This is a genomic window from Marinomonas piezotolerans, from assembly GCF_003362755.1.
GTDB classification, from domain to species: Bacteria; Pseudomonadota; Gammaproteobacteria; order Pseudomonadales; family Marinomonadaceae; genus Marinomonas; species Marinomonas piezotolerans.
Map to the genome: position 1 here is coordinate 53,994 of NZ_QKRA01000011.1, position 15,810 is coordinate 69,803.

Here is a 15,810-nt window from a genome sequence, read left to right on the forward strand (position 1 = left end):
CGCCGCTATAATAGCTATAGACCAAACATTGTTTTACGGTAATGCTTTAGCTCTTCAATAGACTCGACAATATCATCCAAAGCTAAATGCGCGCCCTTTTTCTCAAACCCTTCCATCGCCTCAGGCTTCCAACGTCTTGCCAGCTCTTTAATCGTACTCACATCTAAATAGCGGTAATGAAAATAAGCTTCAAGCGCTGGCATATACTTGTACAAAAAGCGGCGATCCTGACCAACGCTGTTACCACATATCGGCGACTTACCAGCAGGAACAAATTGCTCTAGAAAAGCAATCGTTTGCCGCTCTGCTTCGGACATCGAAATATTAGAGTTAATCACACGATCAGTTAAGCCTGAGGCACCATGATGCTGCGTACACCACTCATCCATCGCATCCATGACATTTTTTTCTTGATGAATCGCTAAATTCGGACCTTCCCCTAAGACATTTAGGTCTTTATCAGTGACGATGGTAGCGATCTCAATGATCGTATCGGTATCTGGCTCAAGCCCCGTCATTTCAAGGTCAATCCAAATGAGATTGTCTTCGCTGTAACTCATAACACTCTATCCTGTATTTTATATGCTAGCCATTATACTCTATGCGTTTAAATTAACGACCCACCAAGAAGCATGTCTAAACGAAAGCTTACGAAACAACAAGCATGGCGTATCGAGCGCATTCATAAAGAGCGTATGGAACGCACCCATAAACGTGCTGAAAAAGCGGAAGAAACGCTGCAGTCATCAGATCTTGGCCCCGAGACAGAAGGCATTATCATCTCTCATTTTGGCACTCAAGTAGAAGTTGAAGGCACGCAAGAGCCTTTTGTGGGCTTGAATACGCGCTGTAACATGCGGGCAAACTTAGGGCAACTTGTTACCGGGGATAAAGTGGTATGGCGCCCGAAACACAATGATGGCGGGGTTGTCGTGGCTCGGGGTGACCGTGAAACCTTATTGCAGCGACCGGACATGCACGGTCGCTTAAAACCTGTCGCGGCCAATATCGATGCTATTGTCGTTGTTATTGCTGCGGAGCCAGTCCCTCATGCTAACCTCATTGATCGTTATTTAGTCGCTGCTGAAACCGTAGATATACCTCCGGTCATTCTCCTTAACAAATGCGATTTGATCGATCAATCAAATGAGGCTCAATTGAACGCGCTATTGCAAACTTATAGCGACTTGGGTTACCGAGTGATCCGCACCTCGACAAAAAACGAACAGATGATGTCCGAGTTGGATGAATTTCTTCAGGATAAAATCAGCGTCTTCGTTGGCCAATCGGGTGTGGGGAAATCTTCGCTTATCAGCACACTACTTCCTGGCGTCGACATCAGTGTTGGGGAGCTGTCTCAGAAACGAAAAAAAGGCACTCATACCACTACAACCGCTCGCTTATTCCATATGCCAATTGGGGGAGACTTAATTGACTCACCAGGGATACGAGAATTTGGTTTATGGCACATTAGTGAAGATGAGTTATTAGAAGGCTTTGTCGAGTTTCGCCCCCATCTAGGATACTGCAAATTTCGAGACTGTTCGCACGAACAAGAGCCAGGATGCGCTATCAGAGCGGCTTTAGAAGATGGCGATATCACACCTCACCGATTCGAAAGCTACTTACGTATTCGTCAATCTATAAGAGATAATGACGCATTCTAAAACACATCACTGGGCGCAAGATCGGGAGATAACTCGGCTTGCTCTCCGCCGAAACGACGGCGATTCTGAGACAGCAAGCGCCGGTACGCCTCATCGGTTAACAATGTTATGGTTACTCTTCGGTTCTCGGGGCTCGTCGGCTCCCACCGATTGTATGGCACAGTATCAGCTAACCCTATCACTTGCGCTATTCTACGCGCGCTTAGGCCGCCTTCTAAAAGTGCATCTTTTGCTGAGTTTGCTCGAGCACTCGACAAATCCCAATTATCTATAAACAGGCCGCCAGCATAGGCGGCAGAATCCGTATGACCCGTAATGACAATAGGGCGATCAGTTCTACCAAACACCGAGGCCATTGATAGGAGTGTTGCCTCCATATCTGGGACCAGCCGTGAACTACCAAGTTCGAACATAGGCTTATCAGGGTCATCAATCAATGTGATCCTGACGCCTTCCGGCGTGATTTCGATACGCATATTGTTATCTTCAGACTGGAAGAACTCAATATTTTGGAGTTCTTCCTCCAACATCGCATTCATTTTCTCAAGCTCTTCACCGTTATTACCTTCACGCTTTTCCTGCTCATCCGTCATATCTGGGGTACTACCAGGCTCGGGCAAATCTAAATCCAACTTTTGCTCAGCGCTCATAGCAGGACTACCGCCTAAATCTATGGGCTTATTGCTATAACCCGCTGTAGACATGCCAGCCGGATCATTGAAATAGCCTTCAATCGCAGCTAACTCTTCAGGGGAGGCGACATTAATAATCCACAACACCAAAAAAAACGCCATCATCGCTAACGCAAAATCAGCCAACGCTATTTTCCAGGCGCCACCATGATGACCACCCTTCTTAACTTTCTTTACTCGGCGAATAATTAGGTCATTCTGCTTCACATTGCCCCCTAGCGATACTGCTTCACAAGCTCACTTAACTCTATGAAGCTAGGTCTCATGTGTAGAGGTAACATTTTACGTCCTGCCTCAGCGCAGACCGTCGGCGGGTGCCCCGCCGCCATGGCATTAAGGCAGGCTTTGAGACACAAATAGGATTGAAACTCTTGTTCTCCCAAGCGCTCCAGATGTGCCGAAACTGGCCCTACAAACCCGTATGCAAAGAAAATCCCTAGGAAGGTTCCGACGAGTGCGGCGGCAACATGCGTTCCAATCTCATCCATAGGGCCTCCGATGGCTCCCATCGTTATGACAATCCCTAGCACGGCGGCTACGATACCAAAGCCTGGCAACCCTTCCGCGACTCGATTGACCGCGTGGCTTGGTGCCACGAGCTCTTCCTGTATCAGCTCTAATTCGGCATCCATCATGGCTTCAAATTCGTGCACGGGCAGCCCCGTCATGGTGTATACACGGTAGTTGTCAGTAAAAAATTCTACCAAAGCATGATCCCTTAACACATCGGGAAACCGGCTAAATAAATCACTTTCGAAAGGTGCTTCAATATCCTGTTCTATCGCCAACAACCCCTCTTGGCGGCTGCGCTGAAAGATAGAATAAACACATCCTAACAACTGCACCTGAAACGCAGTGTTGTGTCGACTACCTACAATAATTTGGGGTAACAGCTTAGCAGTTTGTATTTGCAGAGAAAGTGGATTGGCAATAAAAAATGCCCCTAAAGCCGAACCAACAATGATCAAAACTTCAAAGGGTTGCCACAGCGCCAACATTTCACCGTGGGAAGCAATATAGCCAGTCACCACACTGACTATTACGACTAGCATTCCAGCTAAAACAAACATAATGCAATCCTATTTTTCGACGGTGTATGCTCACCCAATAATATAAAGTATGATTAAACCAATCATGCACGTTTATTAATTTATGTGCATTAATAACTTAACATTGCCTGAGCCTTAAATGTAACGAGCTATGAAGAACAAGTCACCCTCTGGCCTAACCGAATGGCTACTTTATCTGCAAGATCGGAAGCTTCCAGCTAGCTCTGACAACATAGCCAAGCTTAAGAAGCAGATAAAGTCGCCTGATGAAACGCTAGACCGCATGCAAAATAATATTGCCTCGGAACCAATGCTGGCGTTCTCGATACTCAACCAAGCCAATAAGATTGTTGAGTACAAGCGTAATGACATCAAAAGCCCGATTCACGCTGCGTCAATGATTGGCATGAAGGGTATCTCAGGAGTGTTTGACTCATTAGAAGCCTACACATTCTCACGCAAAAATCTGGCGCATACTGCTTTTTGGCGCGAAGTACAAATCAGTTACGAAGCCGCAGCCATGGCGCGACAATGGGCGATTGAAAAGAAAATCAGTCATGTTGAAGATATATACTGGATAACGTTCTTCCGCGATGCCGTACGCTGGCTGCTTTGGTATCACGCACACGATGTTATGCAAGAGCTTATGCGCCGCATCCGTAAAGGAGGAGAATCTGCATCTGCGTGCGAAATCGCCCTGCTCGGCTGTCGTATCGATGAACTCAGCACTGAGCTGTTTAAGGTTTGGAAAGTCCCCCAAGTCATCATAGATTCATTCTTAACCGACCACATCCCGACAGCAGAAGAGCTGCAATCGATCGCGCGACTCACCCATACTCCAGAGCAACTCCCCGGTTTTGCCGAAGACAAACGCATCACAATCATCATGAATGGGCCGCTGATTTTAGCTTATTGTGCCAGCCGCATCGCTCAAGAAGCCAATATCATGGGATGGGGTAGCAAAAACCTGCCGTTCTTTTATCGTGTTATTGCGGCCATCATACACATCAAACTCGGTGATGCGATCCAGCTGACACACTTCTCAGTTACGATGGCTGCGCGCGAGTTTAGCATCGATGCAAAGCCAAGCTTAGCATCACAACTGCTCTCTCCCTTGCTATATACCCATTCATCGAAATCACAAAAAAGTGCCCCAACCATTGTCAGAACCAAACTGTCTCCCTTAGATCGGCTTGAGCAAAAACTAAAAGGCATAACCGACTCTAAGCAACGTACTACCATCGCAATGAAAGCACTGTTGAGCCTATTCAAAGGGAGTTCTGACCAAGTACTTATTTTGCGGTACGATAGAAGCCAAAATAAACTCTCACCGATGCTACAGTTCGGTTACGATGTCCCCCTGCTTAAGCAAGTCAAATGGGGCATTGATAATCCAGTAATGAGCAAGCTTATAAGTAAACGTGTCGCGGTTCACTTTAATGACACCAAGCTCAACAGCATGCTTAAACAGATGCCTGAGAATGCTGGCCGCTTGTTTACTAACGAACAACATTTATTTCTGGCGTCGTCGCCTGTCTCCGATAACGAAACCTATATTTATTGGCTGGCTGGCAAGGTTGCCCTTAGCCAAGACCAATTTGATACATTCAAACGAGTGATAAAACTCGCCGACTAATGGAACCACCACTGTGAACAAAGACCAATTATTTGCTTTTGCTCAGCACATCACTCCACAAAAAGCACTCTCGCGTTTTGTAGGCCGTATCGCTGAATGTGAAAATACGTGGGTCAAAAACACCTTCATCGAACAATTCATTAAAAAATACAATGTAGACATGAGCGAAGCGGTAAACGAAGATGCGCTCAGTTACCGTAACTTCAATGACTTTTTCACTCGTGCAATCAAACCAGAACTACGCCCGATTGCCGATGACCCCAAAACTATCGCTTGCCCAGCAGATGGCGCAGTAAGCCAGCTGGGCGACATCGAGTATGGCACCCTTTACCAAGCGAAAAACCATACCTATAGCTTAACCGAGCTACTCGGCGGGGATGCAGAGCTTTCAACACAGTTCCTTGGTGGAAAATTCGCGACCGTCTACCTTTCACCACGAGATTACCACCGAGTTCATATGCCCCTTTCTGGCAAGCTCATTAAAACCATACATGTACCAGGCAAGCTATTCTCGGTCAACAAGGTGACCGCAGAACAAATTCCTAACGTGTTTGCTCGCAATGAGCGTACCGTTTGCTTATTTGAAACTGAAGCAGGCCCTATGGCGGTAATCTTAGTTGGCGCCATGATCGTTGCGAGTATCGAGACCGTATGGACAGGGCAAGTGACGCCGTTTAGCAAACAAGTTCAAACTTGGGACTACGCTAAGCTCGCCAATATAGAGCTTCAAAAGGGCGAAGAGATGGGACGATTCAAGTTAGGCTCAACCGCGATCGTGCTGTTTGGCAAAGACGCTATCAACTGGGATCAATCACTACAGGCCGAGACACCTACCAAAATGGGAATGCCATTCGGTACGGTAAACTAACTAAAAATAACACCACAAAAAAACCGCTTCATTGTATGAAGCGGTTTTTTTATTATTCCGTTCAAAGAGCTAATGCCACAGCCACACTATGGCAGCTCGTCCTCAAACTCTTCTTTCGGTGTCGGAACAAGGTCTTCTCGAGATATATTTTGCGCCAATAGCAAATTGGCAGCGACAAAAATCGAGGAGTACGTACCGATGATAATACCGACCAACAATGCCAGCGAAAAGTTGTGAATGCTTTCTCCACCAAAGAAGAAAAGCACCAGCAACACAAACAATGTCGTCATGGAGGTGATCACTGTACGACCGAGTGTTTGATTGATTGACTCATTAATCAAATCAAATGGCGTTGTGTCGCGCATGATTCGAAAATTCTCACGAATCCGGTCACACACAACAATCGTGTCGTTAAGAGAGTAACCAATCACCGCGAGTATCGCAGCCAGCACCGTCAAATCGAATTCAATACCAAATAGCGAGAAAACACCCAACGTAATGATCACGTCGTGAGCTAACGCCACCACTGAGGCCACAGAGAACTTAAACTGAAAGCGAACAGCTACGTAAATCATCACAATAGCGAGAGCAAGTAACATACCTAGGCCGCCTTGCTCGCGCAATTCTTCGCCCACTTGCCCCCCGACATATTCAGAACGCATCAGCTCAACATTGACAGAATTATTGTCACGCAACTGAGCCAATACTTCATCACCAAGAGTTGGTGTAAAAGCACTCCCTAGTCGTACGACCACATCAGTCGTCGAGCCAAAATTCTGCACCGTCACATCCGAGTAACCACCTTCAGCCAATAAAGAACGTACACTGTCTAACTCCGGTGCTTGCTCATATTGAACTTCAATTAATGTGCCGCCAGTAAAATCTAGGCCAAACTTTAACCCCTTAGTGGCAAGAGACCCTAAGGAAATAATGATTAACAACAAAGAGAACACCGCAACGATCTTGCGCATTGCCATAAATGGAATATTCATCGTTTAATGCCCTCCTTATATGTACAGACGTTTGTTTTTGCGACCACCGTACACCAAATTAATTTGGGCACGTGTTACAACAATCGCAGTAAACATGGAAGTGATAATACCTAGTGATAAGGTCACCGCAAAACCTTTAACAGGACCGGTTCCTACGGCAAACAAGATCACAGCAACCAATAGCGTCGTAATGTTCGCATCAAGGATGGTCGTAAAGGCACGATTAAAACCTGAGTGAATGGCTTGTTGAGTCGGCAAGCCCGCTTTGAGCTCCTCCCTTATTCGGGAAAATATCAATACGTTTGCGTCCACAGCCATACCCATTGTCAATACGATACCCGCTATACCTGGCAAGGTAAGCGTCGCAGAAAGCAACGACATACACGCCATAAGAAGCACAATGTTTAAGCCAAGCGAGATATTTGCAAACACACCAAACACTTTGTAATAGACCAACATGAATGCCATAACCACGAGCAAACCGATCTGAGCCGACAACACCCCAAGACGAATATTCTCAGCTCCAAGGCTTGGACCTATCGTACGCTCTTCAACGAAGTAAATAGGGGCTGCAAGCGCACCAGCACGTAACAACAGTGCCAACTCTGAAGATTCTCGTGGACTATCTAAACCAGTAATACGGAATGAATTACCCAATGTAGTTTGGATTGTCGCCAACGAAATAATGTTTTTTTCGCTGTAACTGCGACGCACTTCTTCGAGCTTACCATCATCCCCTTCTACAAAACGGGTACGACTCTTATGCTCAATAAACACAACCGCCATATTTCGGCCAACCGCCGTACGCGTCACCTTGGCCATCTGTTTGCCACCTTTGCCGTCTAAGCTAATGTTGACCTGCGGACGGCCATTTTCATCAAACGAAGAACTCGCATCTGCGACACTGTCACCAGTGATAATTACATCTCGCTCTAATCGAGCAGTACGACCACTGCCATCACGGAATGTCAAAGTATCCAGATCCCCAGCGTTGGCGTCCAACCCTGCTTCCAGTCGGAATTCTAGGTTTGCTGTAGCACCAATGATACGTTTTGCTGCGGCCGTATCCTGCACACCAGGTAATTCAACCACAATACGATTGCTGCCTTGACGCTGCACCAAAGGCTCAGCTACACCCAGCTCATTCACGCGATTACGTAAGGTCGTTAAGTTTTGCTGCAACGCATACGCTTCAATTTCTTTCTTAGCTGGCTCGGTAAAGCCGACTTCCACAAAGAAATCGCCACCGTCTTCACGAGTGGAATATAAGTAGTCTGGGAATTGATCCTCTAGAAGAGTCTCCGCAGCAGCTTGATCACCTTGCTGTAAAAAGCGAATAGACATCACACCGTCAGCGACATCAACACTACGATAGCGAATACGCTCCTGACGCAAAGCGGCTTTCATTTCGCTCGCGGCAACATCTAGACGCTGCTTTAATGCTGCGGGGGTATCGACTTCCAATAGAAAGTGAACACCGCCGCGCAAATCCAAACCGAGTTTAGCAGGGCCTGCACCAATCGCCGCAAGCCAATCAGGTGTCGTCGGAACTAAGTTCAATGCCACCACATAGTCATCACCTAACACAGATGATATGACGGGCTTCGCCGCCAATTGGTCCTCACCATTATTGAAACGTAAGGTACCGCCAGCAGAGGTCAATTCTGCTTGTTTTAATTCTATGCCAGCTTCATTTAAAGCCTGCGCCGCAGTGTCTAAAGTGCGCTGATCGATAACAGTTGTTGTTTTTTGCGTGGATAATTGTAGTGCTGGGTCGTCAGGGTATAAATTTGGCAGCGCGTAAATAATGCCAAATGCGATCACCAGTAAGATAAGCAAATACTTCCACAAGGGGTACTTGTTAAGCATGAATTGTCCTTGGAACTAGAGGAAAATATAATCCAAAAAATGGAAAAGCGCCGGTTGGCGCTTTTCCAAAGACATTAGATTGATTTCAATGTGCCTTTAGGAAGCACTGCAGCAACCGCTGACTTTTGAAATTTCATCTCAATGTTTTCAGCAACATCTAGTACAACATAGTTGTCGTCAACCTTTGTTACTTTACCTAGAACGCCGCCGCTTGTTACCACTTCTGTACCTTTCGCTAAGGAAGCAAGCAAGTTTTTATGCTCTTTTGTGCGCTTAGCTTGTGGACGCCACATTAAGAAATAGAAAATGATGACGAAACCTACCAACAGAACCAGGTTAAAAATACCGGCATCTGCTGGAGCGCCACCGTCAGCGTAAGCTGGTGAGATCAAAGCGATCATGTTGTTTACTCTCCAATGGTTAAAAAAACAATAGTGCTCTTACTGATCCAGAAAAAGCACAACTTCTGGTTACTAATTATTCAGCGGCGGTGTTTCCATGCCGCGTTTTGCATAAAACTCATCAACAAAGGCGTCAAATCTACCTTCATCAAGCGCCTTACGCAATCCCGCCATTAACGTCTGGTAATAACGTAAGTTATGAATGGTGTTTAATTGAGCACCGACCATTTCTTGACACTTATCAAGATGATGTAAATATGACCGAGAAAAGTTTTTACAAGTGTAACAATCACATTCTTTATCAAGCGGGCTCGTATCATGGCGATGGAAAGCGTTGCGAATACGAACCACCCCCTCTGATGTAAATAAATGACCATTTCTAGCATTACGTGTAGGCATGACACAGTCAAACATATCCACACCACGACGCACGCCTTCGACAAGATCTTCAGGCTTACCAACCCCCATCAGATAACGGGGTTTGTTGTCGGGCATTTTGTGCGCTAAATGGTCCAATATTCGAACCATGTCTTCTTTTGGTTCTCCGACAGATAACCCCCCAATGGCGTATCCATCAAAGCCAATGTTCGTTAGCCCTTCCAGAGATTCATCTCGCAATGTCTCGTACATGCTACCTTGAATAATTCCGAACAATGCTGACGGGCTGTCACCGTGCGCGTCTTTCGAACGCTGGGCCCAACGTAGGCTCATACGCATTGACTTTGCCGCTTCATCTTCCTTTGCAGGATATGGCGTACACTCGTCAAAGATCATCACGATATCAGAGCCAAGGTCACGTTGCACTTGCATTGAAATCTCAGGGCTTAAAAACACCTTGTCGCCATTTACAGGGGAGCGGAAACTCACTCCTTCTTCAGTAATTTTACGCATGGCTCCCAACGAAAAAACTTGAAAACCACCAGAGTCGGTTAAAATTGGCTTTTTCCATTGAGTGAAGTCGTGTAAATCACCGTGTGCTTTAATCACTTCGGTACCAGGACGCAGCCAGAGGTGAAAAGTATTACCTAGGATGATATCGGCACCAATCTCTTCAATATCTTTGGTTAGCATACTCTTCACGGTACCATAGGTACCAACAGGCATAAATGCAGGCGTCTCTACGTCTCCCCGAGGAAAACTCAAACGAGCACGGCGAGCTTTACCCGACGTTGCAAGCACTTCAAAGTCCATAAAACACTCTGGACGTTTATCTGACATTCGTCTTATTCCTCATCAGATGGCCCTTCGGCCTTTGGGTTTTGAGTAATAAACATGGCATCACCATAACTGAAGAAGCGGTACTTTTCAGCGACGGCAACGCGGTAAGCGTTCATCACGTTATCGTAGCCAGCAAAAGCACTGATCAACATGATTAAGGTAGATTCGGGCAAATGAAAGTTGGTCACCAGTACGTCAACCGTTTTAAATTCATAGCCCGGATAGATAAAGATACTGGTATCTGCAGCAAATGGCTCAATCTGCCCCGACTGACTCGCTGATTCTAAAGAACGTACGCTCGTCGTACCCACTGCAATAACGCGCTTGCCATTCGCCTTAGTCTGACGAACTTTATCAACGACATCTTGGGACACTTCTGCATACTCTGAATGCATCACATGATCTTTGACATCCTCTACCCGCACAGGCTGAAATGTCCCTGCACCAACATGCAAAGTAACAAACGCTGTCTCAACTCCTTTTGCTTGCAATGCAGCCAGCAATGCCTCATCAAAATGCAAACCCGCGGTCGGCGCGGCCACCGCACCAGGTGTTTTGTTATACACCGTTTGATAACGCTCTTGATCACTCTCATCATCCGGGCGCTCTATATAAGGCGGCAACGGCATGTGACCGACTTGTTCCAATACGTGCAACACAGGCTCATCAAAACGTAAATGGAATAAGGTGTCGTCACGCCCTACCATCTCGGCACCATGGGACGCACCACGATCCGTTCCAAGCTCAAGACGATTCCCCACTTTAGGGGACTTACTACATCGCACATGCGCTAATATTTCATGCTCGGACAACAAGCGCTCTACCAAAAGCTCTAACTTACCGCCAGACGCTTTTTGTCCAAATAATCGAGCAGGAATGACTCGGGTGTTGTTAAACACCATTAAATCCCCAGGCTCAACATGTTCAAGAATATCACTGAACGTCTGATGGTCGATCTCGCCAGTTGGACCATCAAGCTTCAGCAGTCGGCTTGAGGTTCGATCAGGCATTGGATAGCGGGCAATAAGCTCCTCTGGAAGCTCAAAACGATAATCTGATACGCGCATAGTTGCTGAGTTACGATACCTAAAAAAAGATGCGGCATTTTATCGAATTTCTGACCACTTGGGTACGGTATAACGAGAATTCCCCTATCTCTTACCAATTCATCGCGATTATTGAGCGTGAGAGACGCCCAACACGACCTTTTTCGTTTTTTTCTACTCAGTAGTTGACACGCAAGCAAAATACTAGATAATACGCACCACCTTTTTCAAGGCCAGTGTGGTGGAATTGGTAGACACGATGGATTCAAAATCCATTGCCTATAAAGCGTGCCGGTTCGAGTCCGGCCACTGGTACCATCTTATTAAGATGCAAAAAAGCCTCAAGCGATGCTTGGGGCTTTTTTCGTTTCACAGGGCTTGTTTGACTTTGACCACTCAACGCTTCAATCAAAGCAAGCGCACAAATTGGAACATAGGTTTCAGAGTAACCTCCTTCATGAACCACCACCACTTTGTCTTCCCATAATTTTGCAACGGCCTTCATAACTTTCTGCGTCATCTCGCGATAGGCTTCACTGGATTGCCATTTTTTAAACATAAAAAACGGCGCCAAAAACATAGGCGCCGTACATGGGGATTTTTGGATTTTGCTCAGGAAGCTTCATACGGAAAAGACATCATTTTTTGCCGTTACCATTTCCACCTTTACTTTTACCACTGCTGCCTCGTGAAGCGCTTGCGGCGCGAGACTCGACACCCTGAGCAGACGCATTACTATGTACTATACGCTCAATCTCTCCTCTGCTCGCCTCAGGGTATGCCTCAAGCTCATCAGCATGTAGTAGCAAATGCTTGTCACGATTATTCAGTGTAAACGCTATTTCGTCGTCCTGAATATCACTTTCACTTGATTCGATATCCATCGCATACACACTCGGTATATCACTTAGCAAAAGTGTGGTTGTCAGTGTACCAACAGTCATTAGGTTGAATAATTTGTTAGTCATTACTGCCCTCCTTCTATAGAACTGACTCCCCTCAGAAAATATCCTAAGGGACATGCAATCAGTGTAAGTAAGAGGTGGATGCACAACTACCAAGTTTGTGAAAAGCTAGTGTATGAAGACGTAAAAGTGCTTTTTGACAGACATAAAAAAGCGGCGCATAAAGCGCCGCTTCAGAAACGAGCGGTTCGGATTAACCAATCATTTCGCCATCTTCACGAGAAATAGCAATTACACTAGAACGAGGCACGGTACCATAAGGCCAGCTCGAATCACCTTTCTCACCTGGATGCTGAACACTAACAAACATCGTTGTACGGTCAGCACTCCAAGCCGCACCTGTAATTTCACACTCTTTTGGTCCAACTAAGAAACGTTTGATTTCACCTGTTTCAGGATCAGCCACCAACATTTGGTTGTTACCCTGACCAGCAAAGCCTTTTTCATTAGAATAGTTGCCATCCGTTTGAATCCATAGCAACCCTTTAGAATCAAACTTCAGACCATCTGGAGAGTTAAACATGTTGTCTTTGTTAACGTTTTTAGAGCCAGCATTCGCATCATCGTACACAGCAGGGTTACCCGCTAGAACGAACAAGTCCCAGTTGAAGTTTGCTGCAGTATGATCTTGGCTCTCTGGACGCCAGCGAACAATTTGACCAAAGTTATTCTTAACGCGAGGGTTAGGTCCCACTGCTGGAGTTTCATCACCACCTGCGTTAGGTTTAACACCGCGATTCTTGTTGTTCGTCAAGCAGCAGTACACTTCTGCTTTGTTTGGATTAGATGCAACCCATTCTGGGCGATCCATCGTTGTCGCGCCGACTTTTGATGCCGCTTCACGAGTGTAGATCGCGATTTCCGCTTCAGTCATACCAGTCGTTTCTGGTGTCAACGCAAGCCACATGCCCGTGTTGTTATCGTTGAATTTAGCCACGTATAACGTGCCTTCTTCCAACAAATCAGAATTATCACCGCCTGCAACAAATTTGTTTTTAGATACAAAACGGTATAGAAACTCACCACGCTCATCATCGCCTAGGTACACGACAACATGACCGTTTGCTGCGACCTCAACTTCAGCATTTTCATGCTTGAAGCGACCCAGAGCAGTACGTTTCTTAGGACGTGCATTCGGGTTAAGCGGATCAATCTCAACAATGTAACCAAAACGGTTTGGCTCTTGTGGCTCTTGAGACAAGTCAAAACGAGAATCCGCCATCGCCCATTTGTAGCCCCAATCATCATGGCTGATGCCGTAACGCTTCATTTGTGGCGTCAACGGGAAGCTTTTGTTAGTTGAAGAAAAGTAGCCATTGAAGTTTTCTTCACACGTTAAGTAAGTACCCCAAGGCGTTTGACCGTTACCACAGTTGTTCCAAGTACCTTTAGCAACCACACCTTTTGGATCGGCTTTGGTTTTCATTAGGTCGTGACCACGTGCTGGGCCAGTGATGTCCATTTCCGTGTCAGCGGTAATACGACGGTTGAATTCAGAGTCTTTAACAATGCCCCACTTGCCACCACGGCGTGCGATCTCAACGACAGAGATACCGTGTGCTGCCTTGCTTTTACGAATGTCATCGGCAGTGGTTGGTACACCATCAGCGCGATTAGCATGCAGTGTATTAAGGTTAGTGTATTCATTGTTCACACAAAGGATCTGGCGACCGTTATGAGAAAACAGCGCCATGCCGTCATTGTGATCACCGAAAGCAAGCTCTTGAGAAGCCCCTGTACCGCCCGTCGCTGGGTTAAATTCAGGTGCGTTGCTGAACAATGGCTCGCCCCAAGACGCTAATACTTCCCACTTGTAACCTTCAGGAACAGTTACCGTATCCATGGTATTTGCTTTTACCATCTCAAACGCCAAGCGAGACATTTCAGGGTGATCCGCAGCCATCGCTTTAGTCGCTGACAACGTCGTAGAACCCATCACAAGAGCGGTTGCACCCACCGCAGCGCCACCAGTTAAAAAGCCACGACGTGACACCATACGCTTTGCGGTTTCTTCAAACTCAACCACTTCCGCAGCTGGACGCACTAGTTCATCATGCTCATCAAACCCTAGTAATTGATCTTGCTTAACTGACATTGTCGTTTCCTCGATAGTTTTTTCTTAAATGAGGTATGGTGGGTCTTCCACAAGTCGCCATACCTTTAACTTATTCGAAAGATATTTAGCCTGTGGCAGGTGTCAGTTACGTGGCACTTATATGATAGTTAAATGACAGTTTAATTATGGTGTTTTCAGATAGCTATTGAGAAATCCGAATAAAGTTTGCGACTGCTCAAATAAAGTTTGAGACTGAACAACGCACTCAACCAGACCTTCTCTGCCTCGACTCATCGCCTTGTGCTCATCTCAACACTTTTGTATCGGTGCCATTAAATTCACTCTTGTCTTCAGGTACTATCTTGAATTCAGGGATGAGCACCAGCAGTCACAATCGACTTCTCAATTTTTTCATTGCCTCCCAAGATAATTTCAAGCCTTGTATCCATACACAAGGACGACACATCTATTCACTAAAGTTGGCTGATAAAAGACCCTATGAACAATCAAGAGCAGGAATACTTAAAAGAGTTAGAAAAGAAACTCTGGAATGCAGCAGATAAGCTTCGCGCATCACTGGACGCTTCTCAGTACAAGCACGCCGTATTAGGACTTATCTTTGTTAAGTATGTATCAGACGCTTTTACCATTCGTCAGGATGAGATCAAAGCCGATCTCAGCAACCCAGATCATGAATACTATCTTGATCCTGCTGATTTCAGTGAAGAAGAATTGGCAGAAGAAATCGCTATCGAGCTTGAGCAGCGTGACTACTATACAGAGAAAAACGTGTTCTGGTTGCCAACCGAATCGCGTTGGCAGTTTCTTCAAGATAACGGCCCTGTTGTGATTGGCGGTGCGGATATTGAGATAGATGGCAAAACCAAGAAAATCACCTCCGTCGGCCACTTAATTGATAACGCTTTAGAAGGCATTGAGCGTGAGAACAACAAGCTTAAAGGCGTTTTAAATAAGCACTACGCACAGCTTCGTATTGATCAGGCCAAGCTCAACGAATTGATCAACCTGATTGCCACCATTCCGTTCAATCATAAATCACTGAACAGCAAAGATATCCTTGGTCATATCTATGAATACTTCCTCGGTCAGTTTGCCCTAGCGGAAGGTAAAAAAGGTGGTCAGTTCTATACTCCTGCATCCATCGTAAGTTTGATCGTTGAAATGATCGAACCATTTGAAGGCCGTGTGTACGACCCAGCAATGGGCAAACGTTACATACCTTCTTTTAATCCCACACCATACATGCTTCAATGGTGACAAACTAAAACGCTCTATATTCAGATATGAGTTTCTACTGAATAGCATCGAGCTGTTCACGGGGGAACTAAAT

At 46.0% G+C, this 15,810-nt stretch carries 14 protein-coding genes and 1 tRNA gene; 5 read left to right on the forward strand and 10 right to left on the reverse strand.

Annotation, left to right across the window (positions count from 1 at the left end; translation table 11 throughout):
* Positions 1 to 14: 14 nt before the first annotated feature.
* The gene (gene orn / locus DN730_RS16845) at positions 15 to 560 is read right to left on the reverse strand and encodes an oligoribonuclease (protein ID WP_115469313.1); all 546 of its coding nucleotides are present in this window, start codon (positions 558 to 560) and stop codon (positions 15 to 17) included.
* Positions 561 to 632: 72 nt separating this feature from the next.
* Here orn and rsgA point away from each other — a divergent pair, with 72 nt between their 5' ends.
* Entirely contained in the window at positions 633 to 1,667 is a 1,035-nt protein-coding gene (rsgA, locus tag DN730_RS16850; protein ID WP_115469314.1) for a small ribosomal subunit biogenesis GTPase RsgA, read from the forward strand.
* On the opposite strand, the gene DN730_RS16855 is transcribed toward rsgA, so the two are convergent.
* Together DN730_RS16855 and motA are read right to left on the reverse strand one after the other, a co-directional pair.
* A complete protein-coding gene (locus DN730_RS16855) occupies positions 1,664 to 2,566 on the reverse strand; it encodes a flagellar motor protein MotB (RefSeq protein ID WP_115469315.1) in 903 nt (300 codons plus the stop codon). The two genes, rsgA and DN730_RS16855, sit on opposite strands and share 4 nt — an antisense overlap.
* A gap of 8 nt (positions 2,567 to 2,574) precedes the next feature.
* On the reverse strand, positions 2,575 to 3,429 hold the full coding sequence (gene motA, locus DN730_RS16860; RefSeq protein WP_115469316.1) for a flagellar motor stator protein MotA: 855 nt from the start codon (positions 3,427 to 3,429) through the stop codon (positions 2,575 to 2,577).
* Positions 3,430 to 3,559: 130 nt separating this feature from the next.
* Between motA and DN730_RS16865 the strand changes: the two genes are divergently transcribed.
* Together DN730_RS16865 and asd are read left to right on the forward strand one after the other, a co-directional pair.
* Positions 3,560 to 5,044: an HDOD domain-containing protein gene (locus DN730_RS16865; protein WP_115469317.1), complete on the forward strand. Its 1,485-nt coding sequence runs from the start codon at positions 3,560 to 3,562 to the stop codon at positions 5,042 to 5,044.
* A gap of 13 nt (positions 5,045 to 5,057) precedes the next feature.
* Positions 5,058 to 5,912, forward strand: coding sequence for an archaetidylserine decarboxylase (gene asd / locus DN730_RS16870; RefSeq protein WP_115469318.1), 855 nt, complete (start codon positions 5,058 to 5,060; stop codon positions 5,910 to 5,912).
* 86 nt (positions 5,913 to 5,998) lie between these two features.
* Here the strand turns inward: asd and secF are convergent, their stop codons facing one another.
* The 5 genes from secF to queA form a co-directional block, all read right to left on the reverse strand.
* Complete coding sequence (gene secF, locus DN730_RS16875) at positions 5,999 to 6,904, reverse strand: protein translocase subunit SecF (RefSeq protein WP_115469319.1); 906 nt, start codon at positions 6,902 to 6,904, stop codon at positions 5,999 to 6,001.
* A 15-nt stretch (positions 6,905 to 6,919) separates the two neighbouring features.
* Positions 6,920 to 8,773, reverse strand: a complete 1,854-nt coding sequence (secD, locus tag DN730_RS16880) for a protein translocase subunit SecD (RefSeq protein ID WP_115469320.1) — start codon at positions 8,771 to 8,773, stop codon at positions 6,920 to 6,922.
* Positions 8,774 to 8,847: 74 nt separating this feature from the next.
* Positions 8,848 to 9,174, reverse strand: a complete 327-nt coding sequence (gene yajC / locus DN730_RS16885; RefSeq protein WP_115469321.1) for a preprotein translocase subunit YajC — start codon at positions 9,172 to 9,174, stop codon at positions 8,848 to 8,850.
* A gap of 72 nt (positions 9,175 to 9,246) precedes the next feature.
* Complete coding sequence (gene tgt, locus DN730_RS16890) at positions 9,247 to 10,365, reverse strand: tRNA guanosine(34) transglycosylase Tgt (RefSeq protein WP_115469330.1); 1,119 nt, start codon at positions 10,363 to 10,365, stop codon at positions 9,247 to 9,249.
* Positions 10,366 to 10,397: 32 nt separating this feature from the next.
* Complete coding sequence (queA, locus tag DN730_RS16895; protein WP_115469322.1) at positions 10,398 to 11,459, reverse strand: tRNA preQ1(34) S-adenosylmethionine ribosyltransferase-isomerase QueA; 1,062 nt, start codon at positions 11,457 to 11,459, stop codon at positions 10,398 to 10,400.
* Between the two features lie 211 nt (positions 11,460 to 11,670).
* Here queA and DN730_RS16900 point away from each other — a divergent pair.
* Positions 11,671 to 11,756 (forward strand) — tRNA-Leu (locus DN730_RS16900).
* A gap of 320 nt (positions 11,757 to 12,076) precedes the next feature.
* Here DN730_RS16900 and DN730_RS16905 read toward each other — a convergent pair.
* Positions 12,077 to 12,406 carry a hypothetical protein gene (locus tag DN730_RS16905; protein ID WP_115469323.1) on the reverse strand — a complete coding sequence of 110 codons (330 nt, stop codon included), beginning with the start codon at positions 12,404 to 12,406 and terminating at the stop codon, positions 12,077 to 12,079.
* 190 nt (positions 12,407 to 12,596) lie between these two features.
* Complete coding sequence (locus DN730_RS16910; RefSeq protein WP_115469324.1) at positions 12,597 to 14,498, reverse strand: PhoX family protein; 1,902 nt, start codon at positions 14,496 to 14,498, stop codon at positions 12,597 to 12,599.
* 459 nt (positions 14,499 to 14,957) lie between these two features.
* Between DN730_RS16910 and DN730_RS16915 the strand changes: the two genes are divergently transcribed.
* Positions 14,958 to 15,737 carry a type I restriction-modification system subunit M N-terminal domain-containing protein gene (locus DN730_RS16915; protein WP_211313899.1) on the forward strand — a complete coding sequence of 260 codons (780 nt, stop codon included), beginning with the start codon at positions 14,958 to 14,960 and terminating at the stop codon, positions 15,735 to 15,737.
* Positions 15,738 to 15,810 lie beyond the last annotated feature (73 nt).